The organism is Mesorhizobium temperatum (assembly GCF_002284575.1).
Lineage (GTDB): Bacteria > Pseudomonadota > Alphaproteobacteria > Rhizobiales > Rhizobiaceae > Mesorhizobium > Mesorhizobium temperatum.
The window spans coordinates 74,955-93,526 of sequence record NZ_NPKJ01000004.1; the positions used below are offsets into that span (position 1 = coordinate 74,955).

Consider the following 18,572-nt stretch of genomic DNA (forward strand, 5'->3'; position numbering starts at 1 on the left):
TGAAAATTTTCTGTCCGGTCAGCCGACCGAGCCCTCGAGGCTGATCCCAATCAGCTTCTGCGCCTCGACTGCGAACTCCATCGGCAGTTGCTGGATGACGTCCTTGACGAAGCCGTTGACGATCAGTGCGATCGCCTCTTCTTCGGGGATACCACGCTGCATGACGTAGAACTTCTGGTCCTCGGAGATTTTCGACGTCGTCGCCTCATGCTCGAACTGTGCCGTCGCGTTCTTGGCTTCCATGTAGGGCACGGTGTGCGCGCCGCACTGGTCGCCGATCAGCAGCGAGTCACAGTTGGTGAAGTTACGGGCGTTGGTCGCCTTGCGGTGCGCCGATACCTGGCCGCGATAGGTGTTCTGCGAGAAACCGGCGGCGATGCCCTTGGAGATGATGCGGCTCGACGTGTTCTTGCCGAGATGGATCATCTTGGTGCCGCTGTCGACCTGCTGGTAGCCGTTCGACACGGCGATCGAATAGAATTCGCCGCTGGAATCGTCGCCGCGCAGGATGCAGCTCGGATATTTCCACGTAATCGCCGAGCCGGTTTCGACCTGCGTCCACGAGATCTTCGAACGGTCGCCGCGGCAGTCGCCACGCTTGGTGACGAAATTGTAGATGCCGCCCTTGCCCTCGGCGTCGCCGGGGTACCAGTTCTGCACCGTCGAGTATTTGATCTCGGCGTCGTCGAGCGCGATCAGTTCGACCACCGCTGCGTGAAGCTGATTCTCGTCGCGCTGCGGCGCCGTGCAGCCTTCGAGATAGGAGACGTAAGCCCCCTCCTCGGCGATGATCAGCGTGCGCTCGAACTGGCCGGTGTTCTTCTCGTTCATGCGGAAATAGGTCGACAGTTCCATCGGGCAGCGCACGCCCTTGGGCACGAAAACGAAGGAACCGTCGGTGAACACCGCCGAATTCAGCGTCGCGTAGAAATTGTCGGAGGTCGGCACGACCGAACCGAGATATTTCTTCACCAGTTCCGGGTGCTCGCGGATCGCTTCCGAGATCGAGCAGAAGATGACGCCGGCCTGCGCCAGCTCCTTTTTGAAGGTGGTGACGACGGATACGGAATCGAACACGGCGTCGACGGCGACGCGGCCCGACTTGTAGACATTGTCGCTGGCTTCCTCGAATTCCGACACATCGGTTTTCTGCACGCCAGCAAGAATTTCCTGTTCCTTCAGCGGGATACCGAGCTTTTCGTAGACCCTCAACAGCTCGGGATCGACGTCGCTCAGCGATGTCGGTCCCGGCGTGCTCTTGGGCGCCGCGTAATAGTGGAGGTCCTGGAAATCGATCTTCGGATAATGGACGCGCGCCCACTTCGGCTCGTCCAGCGTCACCCAACGCCGATAGGCTCCCAGACGCCATTCCAGCATCCAGGACGGTTCGTCCTTCTTCGCCGAAATGAAGCGGATAATGTCTTCGCTAAGGCCCTTTGGGGCCTTGTCCATCGCGATTTCGGTCTGGAATCCGTATTTGTATTGGTCGACGTCGATCTTTCGGACCCGATCGATCGTGTCCTGCACAGCAGGCATATGCGTTCTCCATCCACGCCGGGGTCAAGGCCCGACAGTTTTCAAACTATGGCACCGCGAAACGAGCACCCGTGGGGCAACCGAGGCGGCGTAAGTTCCATATAGTGCGTTCCTGCCGGAAATTCACCCGGCCACCATGAAACGCACGGCTCTACCAGGCCGGAAGGCCTGCATCATTCTGCCGCACTCAGGCAGCTTTTTCCCTGCCCCCGCGGCGCGAGGCAATATCTGTCAGCGCAGCACGGAACAGTTCGATATCCTCGGCGCTCGTTGCGTGGCCGATGGACACACGCAAAGCGCCAAGGCTGTCATTGTATCCCATGGCTTTCAGGACATGGCTCGGGCCGACCTTGCCCGACGAACAGGCAGAACCGGCCGACAGCGCCACGCCGGCGAGATCGAAGGCGATCTGCGCCGTCTCGGCCTTGATGTCCGCAATAGCGAAGAATGTCGTATTGGCAAGCCTCGGCGCCCCGGTTCCGAAGATTTCCGCATCCGGCACCAGCGTTTTCACGATGGCCTCGATCTCGTCGCGGCGGCTACCGACCGCATCGATGCTCTTCAATCCGATCAGGGCCTCCCGCGCCGCCGCGCCAAAACCAGCGATCGCGGCCAGGTTTTCGGTGCCGCCACGATGACCCTTTTCCTGGCCACCGCCGGCGATCAAGGGCCTTGGCATCATCAGGTCCGAGGCGGCGACGATGGCGCCCACGCCCTTGGGACCGCCGATCTTGTGCGAAGACAGAATCAAGTAATCGGCGTAACCCACTGACATATCGAGCGGAACGCGACCGGCCGCCTGCACGGCGTCGACGACCAGGATGCCGCCCGCCGCCTTAACGATTTCGGCGATGCGGTCGACCGGCTGGATGACGCCGGTCTCGTTATTGGCGGCATGGATCGCCACCAGCGGCAGACCGTCTGCCTTGTCATGACGGCCAAGTGCCGCCGCCAACGCGTCCAGCCGGACTATGCCGTCGGCGTCGACGCCGATGCGTTTCACCTGGGCTGCCGGAAATCGCCCGCCGTTCAGCACACAAGGATGATCGGCTTCGCAGACATAGAGCCGGCTCATGCGGACAGTGCCGCGCCCCATCTGCCAATCCGGCGTCAGCAGCGTCGAGGCGGCTTCCGTCGCACCAGAGGTGAACACGACATGCTCGGCGCTGGCGTTGACCAGCGCCGCCACATCGCGCCTTGCATTCTCGATCAGCCGCCGTGCGGCGCGACCCTCGGCATGGACCGACGACGGGTTGCCGGCGGCATCGAGCGCGGCAATCATTGCCGCGCGCGCCGGGGCAAGCAGCGGCGCGCTGGCATTGTAGTCGAGATAGGCGCGTGGTCCGGCCATTTTCGCTTCAACTGGTCCTGTTAAAAGCCGTTCCGCGAGGATAGCGCGTTATTTCCTTGAAATTGCAAGGCAAGACGTCCTATTTACGCGGCGTGCGGCGTGGGTAGCCGAGCCATTACGTTTGGCCACCCAGTTTTGAACAATTCTAAACTAGCTTCTAGAAAGACGCTCGCCCTGCGTCAAGGCCAGAGGAAGAGTTGTTCCGGGCGCCGCGCATTCTTATGCCATGTGGAGTATTTTATGCCTGAGGTCATTTTCACCGGTCCGGCCGGCCGCCTGGAGGGTCGCTACCAGCCTTCCAAGGAAAAGAGCGCGCCGATTGCCATCATCCTGCACCCGCACCCCCAGTTCGGCGGCACGATGAACAACAAGATCGTCTACGACCTCTTCTACATGTTCCAGAAGCGGGATTTCACCACGCTTCGCTTCAATTTCCGCGGCATCGGCCGCAGCCAGGGCGAATTCGACCACGGCACCGGCGAATTGTCGGATGCGGCCGCGGCACTTGACTGGGTGCAGTCGCTGCATCCGGATTCCAAGAGCTGCTGGGTCGCCGGCTATTCGTTCGGCTCGTGGATCGGCATGCAGCTTCTGATGCGCCGGCCGGAGATCGAAGGCTTCATCTCGATCGCGCCGCAGCCCAACACCTATGATTTCTCGTTCCTGGCGCCCTGCCCGTCGTCCGGCCTCATCATCCATGGCGACGCCGACAAGGTCGCGCCGCCAAAGGACGTGCAGGGGTTGGTCGACAAATTGCACACGCAAAAGGGCATCACCATCACCCAGAAGACGTTGCCCGGGGCCAACCATTTCTTCTCCAACGACGCGGATCTCCTGCTCCAGGAATGCGCGGACTATCTCGATCGCCGGCTGGCTGGTGAATTGTCCGACCCGCGGCCGAAACGGTTGCGATAACAGCGATGTACCAGCCCCCGCATTTCCAGGAAACGCGACAGGACGTCCTGCACGGGCTGATCCGGGCGCATCCGCTTGGGCTGCTGATTTCAAATGGAGCCGAGGGGCCGGTCGCCAACGCGATCCCGTTCCTGCTCGACGCCGAAGTGCCACCGAACGGCAGGCTGCGCGCCCATCTGGCGAGAGCCAATCCGCAATGGCGCCTGCTGGCCGACAGCAAGGCATCGCCCGTACTGGTCGTCTTCCAGGGCACCGATGCCTATGTGACGCCGTCCTGGTACGAGACCAAGCGCGAAACCGGGAAGGTCGTGCCGACCTGGAACTACGCCATCGTCCAGGTGCGTGGCACCGTCACGGTAATCGAGGACCAGGACTGGCTGGCCCAGCAGATTTCCGATCTGACGGTATCACAGGAAGCCGCTCGCGAAGCACCCTGGGCGGTGACCGACGCACCAGCCAGCTTCATCCAGTCGCAGATCAAGGGCATTGTCGGGCTGGAAATCGAGATCACGGATATGCAAGGCAAGTGGAAGGTCAGCCAGAACCGGCCCATCGCCGACCGTAGCGGTGTCGCCGAGGGGCTTGAGAGCGAGGACCCGAACTCGCCCGACATGGTCCGGCTGGTACGATCCTACGGCGGACTGGACGACAGATAGGACCGACCTTGTGCAAGGTCGCAGCCCGGAGACTCCCAAGGATTTGCTGCGGCCAGGAAGGCATCGGTGTCGACCTTGCCGGCTTGCGCCACGTCGCGCTGAGAGGCAGGTCGCTCAATCGACCTTCGTCATCGCCGCCTTGTGCTCGTTGGCGATCAACCACAGGTTGCGGATGTAGATGAACAGGCCCAGGGCCTGGCCGGCGATGAACACCGGATCCTGCCGCTGGATGGCGTAGATCAGCAGCAGGCTGCCGCCGAAAAGCGAAAAGAACCAGAAAGCGATCGGCACGACGCTGCGCTTGGCTTTTTCCGATGCGACCCACTGCACGACGAAACGCATGCTGAAGAAGAACTGGGCGACAAAGCCGAGCAGAATCCACGTATCGAACTGCTTGACGAAGACGTCGTGAAGCCAGGTCGCCAGTTCCTGAAGCACGTTAGCCATGCCGGATTTCCTCTGTTTTCGGCATTCTCCGGCGCCGGCGGCGCAGCCACCAGACACCGGCGAGATCAAGCACCCCCTGCAGGCCGCGATCGAAAATCCCGTAATTCGACTTGCCGTGGCGGCGAGAACGGTCGACCACGTCGCAATGCACGACGCGATACCCCTCCTGGATGACGAGGGCCGGAACAAAGCGGTGCGTGCCGTCGAAGAACGGCAATTTCCTGAGGATGTCGGTATGGATCGCCTTCAGGCCGCAGCCCGTGTCGCGGGTCTCGTCATGCAGGACGGCCTTTCTCAGCCAGTTGGCAAAACGGGACGCCAGTTGCTTGATCTTGCTGTCGCGACGCTTCAGGCGCTGCCCTTGCGCAACACCGAAACCGGGACCGGCCTGCCGCAGGGCATCGACCAGCACCGGAATGTATTTGGGATCGTTCTGGCCGTCGCCGTCGATCGTGGCGACGATATCACCGCGGGCCGCCCATGCGCCCGAACGCACGGAGAAAGACTGGCCGGCGGATTTCTCATGCCTGAGGTGGCGAAGCGGAAACGGGCGAAGCACTGCCTGGGCGGCAAGCACCGAGGTGGTCCCGTCGGTTGAACCGTCATCGACGACGATCACCTCGAAGGCGCGCCCGGCCATCGCCGCCCCGATCTCGTCGAACAGAAGCGGCAGGTTCGCCGCCTCGTTCCGGCAAGGAATGATGATGGATATCTCCGGCATTTCGCGTCGGGCTCTGTCATAGGATATGGCATTCGATTCGATGCCGTGCGGTGCCGTTCCAGCGGGTCATGTGCGGCGAGAATCCGCTGGCGCGGCGCCTCATTACGCCAGCCAAAACGATGAAGCAAGGATGCAGCCGGAAGGCGAGCTTGCGCCGTTTCACGACCCCGTGATTGCGTTCGCACCGAACCGGTCATGTAAACCGCGACCGGATGCAAAACCGGATTCCCCTTTTGTTGACCGCGCTTGGATGCTAAACGCCCGCGTTCACGCGTACCACGCCCGATCCGCTTCGGTTGGGCGCTTTCGGGAAAGAAAAAATGTCCGCCTTCAAATCCGATTTCCTGCGCATTATGAGCGAGCGCGGTTTCATCCACCAGATTTCGGATGATGCCGGCCTCGACCAGCTTTTCGCCAAGGAAACAGTGACCGCCTATGTCGGCTACGACGCCACGGCGACCAGCCTGCATATCGGCAATCTGATTTCCGCGACCATGCTCTACTGGCTGCAGGAGACCGGCCACCGGCCGATCGCGCTGATGGGCGGCGGCACCTCGATGATCGGCGACCCGTCCTTCCGCGACGACCAGCGCAAGCTTTTGACGCCTGAGGCCATCGCCACCAACATCGAAGGGATCAAGCGCATCTTCGGCCGCATCCTGCGTTTCGGCGACGGTCCGAACGACGCGATCATGGTCAACAATGCGGACTGGCTGATGAAGCTCAACTATGTCGAATTCCTGCGCGATGTCGGCCGGCATTTTTCGGTCAACCGCATGCTGACCTTCGACAGCGTCAAGCTGAGGCTCGAGCGCGAACAATCGCTGTCGTTCCTCGAATTCAACTACATGATCCTGCAGGGCTATGATTTCGTCGAGCTCAGCCGGCGATATGGCTGCCGCCTGCAGATGGGCGGATCGGACCAGTGGGGCAACATCATCAACGGCGTCGATCTCGGACACCGCATGGGTACGCCGCAGCTTTATGCCCTGACCACACCGCTGCTGACGACGTCGTCAGGCGCCAAGATGGGCAAATCGGCGAGGGGCGCGGTCTGGCTGAACGGCGATCTCTACTCGCCCTATGATTTCTGGCAGTACTGGCGCAACACCGAGGACGCCGACATCACGCGCTTCCTCAAGATTTTCACCCGCCTGCCGCTCACCGAGATCGCGCGGCTCGCCGCCCTTGGCGGCTCCGAGATCAACGAGGCCAAGAAGGTCCTGGCCACGGAAACGACGGCCATCGTGCACGGCCGCGAGGCAGCCGAGCAAGCCCAGGAAACCGCGCGCAAGACATTCGAAGAAGGCGCGCTGGCCGAAACGCTGCCGACCGTCGAGGTCGGCAAGGCCGATCTGGAAAGCGGAGTCGGCATATTGTCGCTGTTCGTCACCGCCGGGCTGGCGGCGTCCAACGGCGAGGCGCGGCGACACATCCAGGGCGGCGCGGTGCGGCTGAACGACCAGTCCGTTTCCGATGATCGCCGGTTGGTGACACTTCAGGATCTCGGCCCGGAACAAGTCGTAAAACTGTCGCTCGGCAAGAAAAAACACGTTCTGGTGCGGCCGGTCTGACCAGCGCCTGATCGATCCCGATGGAATCGGGATGGGGCCCCATTAGCCCTTTTCCGAAACCGGTTTCACTTCTTGCTGCGCTGACCCTCGGTTCGGGATCACGGCCTAGGTAAAACTTAATCAGGTAGCTACTGAGAATGGCCGAGATGGGGTGAATATTGCCATTCGTCTCATCGATCGGAACGAGCAGGTGCGCCATTGCAGACGTCAGCGAGTGCAGCCACTATGGTCCCAACTCGTGTTCATATCGGACGTTTCCGGTCTGACGCCGCGCGGATCGGAGCGTCTCCCGCCATTGATGCGATCGAGTTCGCAGCCACCTGGCGGAAGGCGGAGGTTCTGATCCGCCCTTTCTTGCTGCCGCGGTAGGAAGACTTCTTGATTCAGCCACAAGCCCAAATTGCTGGATTTGGCAGCCCAGGAAGGATAGGCTTGGTTTTTGGTTCAAGCGATGGAACAGAGACTAGCCGCAATTCTGGCTGCCGATATGGCGGGCTACAGTCGGCTAATGGAGGCCGACGAATCCGGCACGCTCGCACGCCTTCGGACCCATCGCATAGAACTGGTCGATCCCGCCATCGCGAAGAACAAGGGCCGGATCATCAAGACCACCGGAGACGGCATGCTCGTTGAGTTCCAGAGCGTGACCGATGCCGTGAAATGCGCCGTGGAAATCCAACAGCGAATGAAGCGGCGCAATTCGGATGTGCCGCAAGAACGGCGTATCGAATTCAGGATCGGCATAAATCTCGGCGACATCATTTTCGACGATGAGGACATTTTCGGCGACGGCGTCAATATTGCCTCGCGCATCGAGCAACTCGCCGACGTCGGCGGTATCTGCGTGACCGCAGCGGTGGCGACCCAAATTGCCGACCGTCTCGAAATTGCCATGGAGGACCTGGGCGAGAAGACGTTAAAGAACATCAGCCGCCCGGTTCGCCTCTATCGCATTGGGTTTGACAGTCCTGTCCTGCCAGAAGTCGAGGCAAAGCGATCCATCTCGAAACCTTCGATAGTGGTGCTGCCATTCAACAACATGAGCGGCGACCCCGAGCAGGAATTTTTCGCGGACGGACTGACCGAGGACATCATCACCGAACTGTCCCGCCACCATGAGCTGTTCGTCATCTCGCGCAATTCCAGCTTCGTCTACAAGAACCGCGCCGTGAATGTGCGCGAGGTGGCCGAGAAACTCGACGTCCAATACCTGGTGGAGGGAAGCGTCCGCAAGATCGGCGACAGGGTGCGCGTGACGGTTCAGCTCATCGACACGGCGAATGACGCTCATATTTGGGCAGACAAATATGACCGGAAGCTGGACGACATATTCGCGATTCAGGATGAGGTGACCGCGGCGATCGCAGCCACGCTGCCCGGTCGTGTCGAGGCGGCTCAGCGGGACCAGCTCGCGCGAGCGAAACCTGCAAACATGGCCGCGTATGAATGTGTTCTTGCTGCCAAGGTGCTGCATCACCGAAGCACGATTGAGGATAATGAACGCGCGCAAACCTTGATAGGCAGGGCCGTCGCGCTCGACCCCGATTATGCCCATGCCCATGCCTGGCGGGCCTGCATTCTTGGCCAGGCCTGGGTCCATAACTGGTGCGAAGACAGGGATGCCGTCTGGAACGACATCGTGGCAGCGCTGGACAGGGCGCTGGCGCTGGACGACAACGATGCCGATGTCCACCGCATCCTCGCCGCAGTGAACGTGAACAACAATGAGCTGACCACAGCGCGCTACCATCAAGAGCGCGCCCTCGCCCTCAATCCCAATTACGACCTCGTGGTGGTGCAGCAAGGCGAGTTATTGACGTGGCTGGGGAGGCCGGAAGAGGGAATTGAATGGATCCGCAAGGCAATGCAGTTGAACCCGCACCACCCGGAGAGGTTCTGGAGCCATCTGGGAAAGGCGCATTTCGCCGCGCGCCAGTATGGCGAGGCGATCGAATCTTTCATGCATCTGTCAACCATGGACTCGGTTCAGCACGCTTTCGCCGCTGCCTGCTACGGCTGGCTCGGCGACGAAATCGCGGCCGCGGCGCATCTAGGCAAGATCAGAACGCTCGATCCCCAATTCGACCTCGATTCATTTATCGCCACCCTGCACTATGCCCAGGAGTCTGATGTGCAGCACGTCCGCGAAGGACTGCTGAAAGCCGGTATTGCCCACCTGTAGCCAGCCCGTAACTACGAACCAGATCCAATCGGGGACAGGCAAAAAAAGACCGGCCCCCCACCCGATGCGGACCTTGTGGCATGACCGAACGACGGGCGGCTTAGGGTCATGGGCGTGAATTCGGCCGGGGCGATCCGCTTAGGGTCAAGACTCGGTCGCTCGAAGTGATTGGGTTTTGACCTCACCGATACTCGAAGATCGACCTGAAAATTCCGGGCGCGATCACCGACAGCGGATTGACGTCCAGTTTCGGCTTGTTGGCATCGCCCCTTAGCCGATAAGTCACGCCGATCAGGCCGCGATCGCGGCCATTGCCGAGCAGCGCGCCGAACAGCGGCAGTTCGCCGAAGATGCGGTTGATGCCATAGACCGGCATGAAGGTGCCGGTCATGTCCATTTTGTTGTTCTGGTCGTAGAGCGTGCCCTGGAAGGTAGTGCCGATACGCGGGCCGCGCAGCACGCCATTGGCCAGCTTCAGATAGCCGGCGCCCTTTTCGATTTCGGAAAAGCCGCGCTCGAACTTCACTCTCGACGTATCGATATTGGCTTTGACAGCATCGTTGAGGCTGCGGCTGTCGCCCGCCGGCGTCGTCGATACGAGCGAGGCGAGTTTCGGCTCGTTGACCACGAAGAAGTTGTGCGAGTCGACCTGTCCCTTCATCGGCCCATCGCTCGCCCCGGCGAGCGCCAGCGTGATCGAACCGCCCTCCATATGCTCGTAGATGTTGAGGAACCGCAGTATGGCGCCGGCATCGGCCGACGTCACATTGAGGGCACGCCTGCCGGCGCCGGTCTTATTGCTGATGCTTATGGCAGCACCCGAACTTGCCGTGGCGCTTACCTTGAGCCCGTTCACCCTCGAGCCGGCGGCGCTGTAGTCGAGCGTCAGGTTTGACAGCGTCTCGTTGTGGAAGCCGGTCAGGGAATTGACATCGGCGCTGACCGAAATCGCGTCGGAACCCGTGGCCTTGGTGGCTGTGTCGACATCGGACGTGAATTGCTTGATCAACGAGCGCGCGTCCAGCGCGCTGCCGCTGATGTCGATCGCGTAGCCCTTGCCCGATCGTTTCACCGAAACGGCAACATCGTCTCCCCGGTTCAACTTGACGTTGCTGAACCGCGCCGAGGACAGGGCGCCGTTGACCAGCACCACGCCGCCGTCGATCGAAAAAGTCTTTCCATTCAGGTCGAAGTCGGACAGCGTCGTGGTGTCGCCGGACTTGACCATGGCAAATGTGACATTGGCTGGAATGCCGGGCCCCTTGCTCCAGCCCGCCCAGGGAATGTCCAGCCTGGCATTGGTCAGGTCCGCCGAAACAGTCTGGTTGCCCGTGCCGCTCTTGTCGATCTCAACCTTGACGGTTCCGGAAAGCAGCTCCGACAGGCCAGGCATGGCGGCGGCACGTATCTTGTCGTCTAGCATCAGCGCCACTTTCCGGCTGCGTGGCGGTCCGCCATCCCTGAGCGGTTCGATCAGGTCGAGTTCGGCTGGAATGCCGTTGAGCAGCGCCTTGGCTGATATCACGGCCTTCTCGGGTTCGACGGTGATCGAACCATCGGCGTCCGTCACCGTCTGGTCTTCGAACGGCTTGCCCAGCGACAGGTCTTTGTAGTCGAGCGTCACCAGCCAATCGAGTTTCGAGCTGTCGACGCCTGACTGCAGCGGAATATCCGCCTTGACGTGGCCGGTCACCGTGCCGGACAGGTCGTCCGGCAGCAGGCCGACATGGCGCATGGCGTTGATCGGCTCGTAGGAGGCGAGTTCGGCGATTGCGGACGCCTCCCCGGCGACGTCGATATCGAGCGCGCCGATCACCGGCGGGCGGTTCGCCGCCTTGACCGTCATCGTGCCGTTGCTTGCCGCCACCGTGCGGCCGCTGACCATATAGACATTGCCTGAGGACAAAGCGACGTCGACGTCATTGCCGTGGAATTCGACAACGCCGACGGCATCGCGTATCGGCGGAATGTGACCGGCCGTATCGAAGCGCGATCCTTCGATCTGGAAACGGCCGAACACTTCATCTGACGAAAGCGGAATCCCGTTGCCAAGACGCCCCGGCGCGACCTGGAACTGCAGGCTCGCGTCAACGACGCGGCCGCCGAACAGGTTCTTCAGCACCCAAAGGCGAGCATTTCGCGCGGAAAACCAGGGCCACAACTGCTTGACATGCGAGACCGGCATGTCGTGGACGTTGAAGGCCACAGATATGCCCGGCACCTTTCCCCTAGCGAATTCGACCGAAGCCGTGCCCAGCGCCTCGCTGGCGGCTCCGGACCTGATCCCGATCTGCTCGGCTACGAGCTTGTGGCTCCGGGTCTGGTAGACGCCGGCAACGCGGGCAATGAAATCGAGCGCAGGTTCGGAGGATTCCGAAGGCGCCAGCGTCGAATGGTCGCTGGTCAGGTCGTAGCGATAGGACGGCTCCTCGCCCGCTGTTCCTGTCGCCGGCTTCGGCCCGATCGAACCGGCGAAATCGAAGGTCGAGCGACCGGTCCTCACTTGCAGCCGGTCCACCTGGATCTTGTTGGCGCCGGCGACAAGGGTCGCATCGAGATCGACGTCGGCTGGAAGCATCCCCCCGCGCGGGCCGAGATCGAGCACGGAACCGGCGAACGACAATGAGGCCGTCAGCTGCGACGCGTTCTCGCCGGATCCTTCCGATCCCGCCAGCTTCAAGGCAATCGCGCCCAGCGTCCCGCCTGGCGCTGCCGCAGCCTCATCGGTCTGCGCTATCTCGACGCTGGCATCCAATGCCGTCACGCGCCGCGTCGTCTTATCGCGGCTGGCTGAGGCGGCGATGGTGAGTGCCCTGCCGTCGATATCCGCGTCGGATGACAACTCCATGCCGCCCGGCCCCGACTGCGCAACGGTGGCCTCTGTGATCCTGACCAGTTTGACCGACCCGGCCTCGGGCAGGATGAGGTCGACATTGCGGAGGTCGATCCGGCGCATCGAATCCTCGCGCACCGCATCGAGCGCGTGGTTGATACTGGCAAACACCGTGCCGGCCAGTCTTTCCGGATCGATGAGGCCGTCGTCATTGCGCAGCGCCGCCGTCCAGTCGCCACCCGACGGCATCGCCTCCATAGTAATGCGCGCATCGGAAATCCTGGCGCTGGTAAGCCGCACCTTACCCGAAAGCAGCGGTATCAGCCTTATGCCGAAGCGGACACGCCCGGCGTCGGCCATCGGCTTGCCGTCGGCGGTCCTGAGGCTGACGTCGCTGACCTGCAGCGCGATGAAGCTCGATCCGTCGAGCGTGAGACTGGCCGGCCCGACCGCAACATCGACGTCGACGCCGGCCAGTTTCTCGATGGCCGTTTCGGCTTCGGCCCGCAGCCGCTCGGCGCCGAAACCGGACATGCCGATCGCATACACAGCGGCGGTGGCCAGCAGCACAAGCACCACAAGGCCGGCAAACAGCCGCGCAAGAATACGAACGCCGCGGCCGATCGACGCCTGGCCGAGCGGCGGTACGCGGCACGCGGACGGGAAGGCACCCAGGTCGGTGATCTCATCACGCCTGAATCTGATCTTCTCGTGCTGCGGCTGCTCCTGATCCACGCAATTTTCCGTTGAACGAACTCGACCGGTGGACGAATCCCAGTTTGACATTATATCGATGCGGCTTGGCGCGTAACCACAAACAAGGGCATCGATATGGCTGATCTCGACGTCGGCGATCTGGCGCCGCAATTCGATCTTCCCCGCGATGGCGGCGGATCGCTCAGCCTCGCGGCCTTCCTGGGAAGGCCGGTCGTGCTTTACTTCTATCCGCAAGACGACACCACAGGCTGCACCAATGAGGCGATCGGCTTTTCGCAGTTGAAGCCGGAGTTCGAAAAGCTCGGCGCCGCCGTCATCGGCCTGTCGCCGGACAGCGTCCGAAAACACGACAAATTCAAATCAAAATACGATCTGACCATCGACCTTGTCGCCGACGAGGAGCGCAAGGTGATCGAAGCCTATCACCTGTGGGTCGAGAAGAAGCTCTATGGCCGCCGCTATATGGGTGTCGAGCGTGCAACGTTCCTGATTGGCAGCGACGGACGGATTGCCAGGATCTGGCGAAACGTTCGCGTCAAAGGCCATGCCGAGGCGGTGCTGGAGGCGGTGCGCGCGCTTTGACGTCAACACCGGCTGTGGCCTGAAAGGCCATGTGGGCATGAGGCGCCGAAGCCTGCGCTTCATGCCTCACATGTCAATTCGGCTGCAACCCATGGGCTGCAAGGAGCTAGGCGCTAGCAACCGACCGTTAACCTTAATGATGTGTAATCAGGCTTGTCGTTGGTTTCGTAACGAAAGCTTGGTCCCGTGAACGTAGCCGGTCAGTCAACGGTCTTTGGCAGGCGCAAGGAGCCCCACACGGTCATTATCGCCCGGGGCAACGAGATAAGGCATTTCACCATACGGCCATGGGTAGCCGCATTTTGCGGCTCCGCGCTGGCGGCGATGGCCATAGGCTATCTGCTGGCGACCTCTTATCTCGTGCTGCGCGACGACCTGATCGGCGCGACCACAGCACGGCAGGCGCGCATGCAGCAGGCCTATGAGGACCGCATCTCGGCACTGCGCGCCCAGGTCGACCGGATCACCAGCCGCCAGCTTCTCGACCAGCAGCTCATGGAAACCAAGGTTGGCGAACTGCTGGAACGACAGACCCAGCTCAGCCTGCGCCATGGCCGCCTCGGCCCGCTCCTCGAACGCAGCGAGAGCGACGTTGGAACGCCACCTGCCGCAGGCACTGCTGTGTCCGCAAAGTCGGATAAACGCGCCGACGTGACCGACGCCCAGCCGCAGGCTTATTCGGTTGCCGGCGTCGGCGCCAACCTTGGCGCCGGCGACACCAGGCCGTTCTCCTTGTGGTCGACCCGCTCCGATCCGCTGCCGAGCGACACGGCGGCCGATCGTGCCGACAGACTGTTCGTATCGATCAACGAGTCGCTCAAGGCGATAGAGAGCCAGCAGCTCACCCGCATCACCACGCTGGCTGACAACGCCTACAGAAACGCCGATGCAATTTCTCAGGCGCTCGAGGCGGCTGGCCTGCCGGTCGACAGCGATTTCGGCAAGAGCGATGCCGGCGGTCCGCTGATACCGCTCGACAGTTCGATGACGTTCGACAGCAAGGTCAGAGAACTCGACGAGGCGCTGGACGCGCTCGATCGTCTGAAGACGGAGGCGCGACGGCTGCCGCTCGCCAATCCCGCCCCCGGTCGCTCGGTCACCAGCCCGTTCGGCGTGCGCACCGACCCGCTCCTCGGCACCGCCGCGCTGCATTCGGGGATGGATTTCAGGGCGCCGACCGGAATGCCTGCCAAGGTCACGGCGCCCGGCGTCGTCGTCAAGGCCGGCTGGAACGGCGGCTACGGCCGCATGGTCGAGGTCGACCATGGCAATGGCTTTGCGACGCGCTATGGGCATCTCAGCAAAATCGACGTGACCGTCGGCAAGAGGCTCAATGCCGGCGACGTCATCGGCAAGACCGGCAGCAGCGGCCGCTCGACCGGCCCGCATCTGCATTACGAAATCCGCCACAATGGCGAAGCCATCGACCCGCTGCGCTTCCTGAGGGTCGGCAAGAAGGTCGCGCAGTACCTCTGACGCACGCCGGCCTCCATGACTTCGTCATCCCCGGGCGGAGCGAACGCGAAGCGGAGTGCAGACCCTGGGACCCATGCCGTAACATCGGCCGAAGAATGCAACGGCTTGGGAATGGCGCTTGTATACGCAACGCTGCCAGTTCGGCTCATGGCGCTTGAAGCGCGCCGTAGCCACCCATCGTCCTCGGCGAGTATTCATGCCGGCGACGACAACGAATAATGCCTCAGACGGAATTCAGCACTGCCGCGAGGCTCGAAGGTCATGGCATGGATCCCAGGGTCTCCGCAACGTCGCTTCGCTCCTGCTCCGCCCTGGGATGACGAAGTCGGGTGGGCTTAGGCCAATCTCGAAGATTGCGACTCCAAGCAGTCATTTATTTTTGAATTCCATTTGACTGAATAAATATTCGGTGCGAACCTCATGTCTCCCAGGGACGCAAGACATGGCACTGCGGGGGACCAATCAGGAATTCGGGAGGCCTTACAACAGGCGCATCGTGCTCGAATCCATCCGCCTTCACGGTCCGATCGCCCGCGGCGACATTGCCCGGCGGGTCGGGCTCACCGTGCAAACGGTATCGACCATCGTTCGCGAGTTGGAAGAACACGGCTACGTTCTGTCCATGCGCGAAGAGCCGCGGGGGCGCGGGCTGCCCCCGGCGACCCTGCGGATCAACCCGGAGGGCGGCTATGCCGTCGGCATCCATGTCACCCCGCTGGGTATCAACGCGGCGCTGATCAATTTGAGCGGAGACGTGATCGAGAGCGCCTACCGCGGGGCCCCCAACGCAACGCCCGACCACGCCTTCGATCTGATCGGCGCGATGGTGCTTGAATTGACCCGACTGCGGCCTGGCGGTCGCGTTCTCGGCATCGGCATGGCGCTGCCCGGCCCTTTCGGGGTGGAGTCGATGAGCTTTATCGGCCCGACGACGATGACCGGCTGGAAGGACGTGGCGCTTCGGGAACGGCTGGAGGCCTCGACCGGGCTGCCCGCGTTTTTTGAGACCGACATGGCGGCCGCGGCAATGGGCGAGCGCCTGTATGGCCTCGGGACGGGGTATTCCGAATACTACTATCTCTATTTCGGAGTCGGTCTTGGCGGCGTCATGGTGCATGACGGAAGCGCGTTGCGCGGCGCCTGGGGAAATGCCGGCGAAATCGGACACATCCCTGTCGTGCCTGGTGGCGAGCCGTGCCCCTGCGGCAATCGCGGCTGCCTCGAACGGTACCTCTCGCTTGAGGCGCTGCGGCGCCGGAACATCAGCGACGCCGAGTGGGTCAGCGAAGTCGGGCCGATCTTCCGCAACGCCATCACCATCATCGAGAACCTGTTCGATCCCGAAACCATCATCCTCGGCGGGCTGGCGTCCACCGATCTGCTTGAACGGCTGGCCGGTTCGGTTGCGAACCTTCCCAACTCGATCTCGGCGCGAAAGGACCGTACGGCGCCCCGTGTCACCGTCGCGCGCGGCGGCCAGCATGCGGTGCTGCGCGGGGCCGCAGCGCTTGCCGTCTCAGGGGTGCTTTCGCCACGCTTCGGCCAGATATTCACCGCCGAGCGCGAACGCGGGCGAGATATCCTGCAAGGCAAGGGGATCGCGGCATGAGTGAACCTCTGCTGGTGCTCGACAACGTCGCCAAGAACTATGGCGCGATCGAAGCGCTCAAGGGCATCAGCTTCTCGATCGGCAAGGGCGAGGTGGTGGCGCTTCTGGGCGACAACGGCGCCGGCAAATCGACACTGGTCAAGATCATCGCCGGCGGCCTGGAGCCGACCTCCGGTCGCATGCTGTTCGAGGGAAAGGAATTCCTCGCCAAATCTCCCGCCGAGGCCAAGGCGGCGGGGATCGAGACCGTCTACCAGGACCTTTCGCTTTGCACCAATGTCGACGTCGTGGCCAATTTCTTCATGGGCCGCGAGATCACCAAGAAATTTCTTGGCGTTCCCGTGCTCGACGAACCCGCCATGGAGCAGGTGGTCGAAAAGGCGCTGGCCAGCGCCGGCACGCGCATCCCTTCGCTCAGAACCAATGTCGAGCACCTCTCGGGCGGGCAGCGGCAGGCCATAGAGCTCAACCGATTCGTGCATTTTGGCGGCAAGCTCGTGCTTCTCGACGAGCCGTTCGCAGCACTCGGTGTCGAGCAGACGCGGCGCGGTCTCGACATGATCCGCCAGGTGGCGAGCCAAGGTATCGGCGTCGTCATCATCACCCATATCATGCAACAGGCCTTCCAGGTCGCCGACCGGATCGTGGTGATCCGGCAAGGCGTCGTAGCGGGCGATGTCGCGCGCAACAAAACAAGTCCCGACGCGGTGATCAACATGATCACCGGAGAGACGCTCGTCGGTGCCGGACCGGCAGGCTGAGGGACAAACGAGGGGTCCGGCGCAAAAGGAGCGAACGACATGAAGAAAATACTTCTTGCTGTCTTCGGTATCCTGGCACTGGCCTTTGCCACGCTCACGCCGGCATTCGCCCAGTCCAAGGGCACCGTCTACTACCTGGTGCCGACATTGCTCGACGAATTCCAGACCGGCTCGGTGAGCGCTCTGGAGATGTTCCTGAAGCAGGTCGGCTACGAGATGAAGACGCTGAACGCCGATAACAAGACCGACGCTCAGCAATCGCAAATGAACGACGTTATCGCGCTCAAGCCGTCGGCGATCATTCTCGCTGCCGTCGATTTCAATGCGTTGAAGCCGTCTATCGAGGCCGCCCGCGCCGCCGGCATCCCGGTGGTCGAGTTCGATCGCCAGATCACCTCGACACCGTCCGACTTCACGTCGGTGGCGGGAACGGTCGAGATCGGCCAGATTGCCGCCGATCAGGCCGAGAAGCTCTTGAAGGCGAAGCACGGATCGGTGAAAGGCAAGATCCTCCAGGTGCTCGGCGATCCTGGCGACCCCTACACGCTCGACATCCAGAAGGGTTTCGAGGAGAAGATGAAGGCGTTCCCGGACGTCAAGATCATCTCGGTTCCGGCCATGCAATGGGCGGCGGATGCAGCCGGGACCATCGTCAACGACCAGATGCTCGCCAATCCTGATATCGACCTGATCTTCAGCCATGCGGCGCACCTCTCGGTCGCCGCCGTCGCCTCGCTCGAGGCCGCCGGCAAGAAGCCGGGCGACGTCATGCTGATGAGCTCGAACGGTGCGCCGGTCGGCCTCGACCTGATCCGCAAAGGCTGGCTCAACGTCGAAGTCGAGCAGCCGCTCTACGCTCAGGCCGCCGCCGTCGCCATGTTCATGGACAAGGTCGTCAACAAGCAGGAGATCAAGCCGGGCGAATACGACGTGCTCGGCCTGAAGTCGATTGTGACCATTGAAGCCTGGGGACCGAACATCAAGATCCCCGGCGCTGCGATCACCAAGGAAAACGTCGACAACCCGGCCTTCTGGGGCAATCTGAAGCCGCCCTCGGGCACCGTGAAGCCGGTCGAATAGCAAAGTCGCCTAGGGCTTCGGGCCACGCTGGCCCGGAGCTCAACCGGCGCGTTCGAACGGACGCGCCAGGGAAGCTGCAGCAAATTTCAATCCGCGCATGATCCTTTCCGAGAATCGATGCGCTAGACGGAT

Annotated in this window: 14 protein-coding genes; 9 read left to right on the top strand and 5 right to left on the bottom strand. The window is 62.1% G+C overall.

The genetic code is table 11. From position 1 onward, the window contains the following. Nucleotides 1–18: 18 nt before the first annotated feature. The gene (sufB, locus tag CIT26_RS00945; RefSeq protein WP_095490811.1) at nt 19–1,536 is read right to left on the bottom strand and encodes a Fe-S cluster assembly protein SufB; all 1,518 of its coding nucleotides are present in this window, start codon (nt 1,534–1,536) and stop codon (nt 19–21) included. Nucleotides 1,537–1,723: 187 nt separating this feature from the next. Further along, the gene (locus CIT26_RS00950) at nt 1,724–2,887 is read right to left on the bottom strand and encodes a cysteine desulfurase family protein (protein WP_095490812.1); all 1,164 of its coding nucleotides are present in this window, start codon (nt 2,885–2,887) and stop codon (nt 1,724–1,726) included. Between the two features lie 240 nt (nt 2,888–3,127). Between CIT26_RS00950 and CIT26_RS00955 the strand changes: the two genes are divergently transcribed. Beyond that, nucleotides 3,128–3,802: an alpha/beta hydrolase gene (locus CIT26_RS00955; RefSeq protein WP_027154148.1), complete on the top strand. Its 675-nt coding sequence runs from the start codon at nt 3,128–3,130 to the stop codon at nt 3,800–3,802. A gap of 5 nt (nt 3,803–3,807) precedes the next feature. After that, nucleotides 3,808–4,458 (top strand): FMN-binding negative transcriptional regulator, encoded by a 651-nt coding sequence (locus CIT26_RS00960; protein WP_095490813.1) that lies wholly within the window; start codon nt 3,808–3,810, stop codon nt 4,456–4,458. Between the two features lie 114 nt (nt 4,459–4,572). On the opposite strand, the gene CIT26_RS00965 is transcribed toward CIT26_RS00960, so the two are convergent. Both CIT26_RS00965 and CIT26_RS00970 read right to left on the bottom strand, forming a co-directional pair. Further along, a complete protein-coding gene (locus tag CIT26_RS00965) occupies nt 4,573–4,905 on the bottom strand; it encodes a lipid-A-disaccharide synthase N-terminal domain-containing protein (protein ID WP_095490814.1) in 333 nt (110 codons plus the stop codon). Next, nucleotides 4,898–5,626, bottom strand: coding sequence for a glycosyltransferase family 2 protein (locus CIT26_RS00970; RefSeq protein WP_095490815.1), 729 nt, complete (start codon nt 5,624–5,626; stop codon nt 4,898–4,900). Before CIT26_RS00970 ends, CIT26_RS00965 begins: the two co-directional genes overlap by 8 nt. Nucleotides 5,627–5,946: 320 nt before the next feature. Here CIT26_RS00970 and tyrS point away from each other — a divergent pair, with 320 nt between their 5' ends. Both tyrS and CIT26_RS00980 read left to right on the top strand, forming a co-directional pair. Next, a complete protein-coding gene (gene tyrS / locus CIT26_RS00975) occupies nt 5,947–7,200 on the top strand; it encodes a tyrosine--tRNA ligase (RefSeq protein ID WP_095490816.1) in 1,254 nt (417 codons plus the stop codon). A gap of 451 nt (nt 7,201–7,651) precedes the next feature. After that, nucleotides 7,652–9,382 (top strand): adenylate/guanylate cyclase domain-containing protein, encoded by a 1,731-nt coding sequence (locus tag CIT26_RS00980; protein ID WP_095490817.1) that lies wholly within the window; start codon nt 7,652–7,654, stop codon nt 9,380–9,382. 181 nt (nt 9,383–9,563) lie between these two features. Here CIT26_RS00980 and CIT26_RS00985 read toward each other — a convergent pair whose 3' ends face one another. Next, the gene (locus CIT26_RS00985) at nt 9,564–12,950 is read right to left on the bottom strand and encodes a YhdP family protein (protein ID WP_095490818.1); all 3,387 of its coding nucleotides are present in this window, start codon (nt 12,948–12,950) and stop codon (nt 9,564–9,566) included. Between the two features lie 96 nt (nt 12,951–13,046). Between CIT26_RS00985 and CIT26_RS00990 the strand changes: the two genes are divergently transcribed. From CIT26_RS00990 to CIT26_RS01010, 5 genes are all read left to right on the top strand, one after another. Further along, nucleotides 13,047–13,514, top strand: coding sequence for a peroxiredoxin (locus CIT26_RS00990; protein ID WP_095490819.1), 468 nt, complete (start codon nt 13,047–13,049; stop codon nt 13,512–13,514). Nucleotides 13,515–13,700: 186 nt separating this feature from the next. Then, the gene (locus CIT26_RS00995; protein WP_095490820.1) at nt 13,701–14,990 is read left to right on the top strand and encodes a M23 family metallopeptidase; all 1,290 of its coding nucleotides are present in this window, start codon (nt 13,701–13,703) and stop codon (nt 14,988–14,990) included. Between the two features lie 442 nt (nt 14,991–15,432). Beyond that, a complete protein-coding gene (locus CIT26_RS01000) occupies nt 15,433–16,599 on the top strand; it encodes an ROK family transcriptional regulator (protein WP_095490821.1) in 1,167 nt (388 codons plus the stop codon). Next, nucleotides 16,596–17,360: an ATP-binding cassette domain-containing protein gene (locus tag CIT26_RS01005; protein WP_095490822.1), complete on the top strand. Its 765-nt coding sequence runs from the start codon at nt 16,596–16,598 to the stop codon at nt 17,358–17,360. Before CIT26_RS01000 ends, CIT26_RS01005 begins: the two co-directional genes overlap by 4 nt. A 39-nt stretch (nt 17,361–17,399) precedes the next feature. Further along, complete coding sequence (locus CIT26_RS01010; protein ID WP_095490823.1) at nt 17,400–18,440, top strand: sugar ABC transporter substrate-binding protein; 1,041 nt, start codon at nt 17,400–17,402, stop codon at nt 18,438–18,440. Nucleotides 18,441–18,572 lie beyond the last annotated feature (132 nt).

Excerpts from the sequence above, each read along its gene's own strand:
- sufB (WP_095490811.1), bottom strand. The coding sequence starts at position 1,536 with ATGCCTGCTGTGCAGGACACGATCGATCGGGTCCGAAAGATCGACGTC.
- CIT26_RS00950 (WP_095490812.1), bottom strand. The coding sequence starts at position 2,887 with ATGGCCGGACCACGCGCCTATCTCGACTACAATGCCAGCGCGCCGCTG.
- CIT26_RS00955 (WP_027154148.1), top strand. The coding sequence starts at position 3,128 with ATGCCTGAGGTCATTTTCACCGGTCCGGCCGGCCGCCTGGAGGGTCGC.
- CIT26_RS00960 (WP_095490813.1), top strand. The coding sequence starts at position 3,808 with ATGTACCAGCCCCCGCATTTCCAGGAAACGCGACAGGACGTCCTGCAC.
- CIT26_RS00965 (WP_095490814.1), bottom strand. The coding sequence starts at position 4,905 with ATGGCTAACGTGCTTCAGGAACTGGCGACCTGGCTTCACGACGTCTTC.
- CIT26_RS00970 (WP_095490815.1), bottom strand. The coding sequence starts at position 5,626 with ATGCCGGAGATATCCATCATCATTCCTTGCCGGAACGAGGCGGCGAAC.
- tyrS (WP_095490816.1), top strand. The coding sequence starts at position 5,947 with ATGTCCGCCTTCAAATCCGATTTCCTGCGCATTATGAGCGAGCGCGGT.
- CIT26_RS00980 (WP_095490817.1), top strand. The coding sequence starts at position 7,652 with ATGGAACAGAGACTAGCCGCAATTCTGGCTGCCGATATGGCGGGCTAC.
- CIT26_RS00990 (WP_095490819.1), top strand. The coding sequence starts at position 13,047 with ATGGCTGATCTCGACGTCGGCGATCTGGCGCCGCAATTCGATCTTCCC.
- CIT26_RS01000 (WP_095490821.1), top strand. The coding sequence starts at position 15,433 with ATGGCACTGCGGGGGACCAATCAGGAATTCGGGAGGCCTTACAACAGG.
- CIT26_RS01005 (WP_095490822.1), top strand. The coding sequence starts at position 16,596 with ATGAGTGAACCTCTGCTGGTGCTCGACAACGTCGCCAAGAACTATGGC.
- CIT26_RS01010 (WP_095490823.1), top strand. The coding sequence starts at position 17,400 with ATGAAGAAAATACTTCTTGCTGTCTTCGGTATCCTGGCACTGGCCTTT.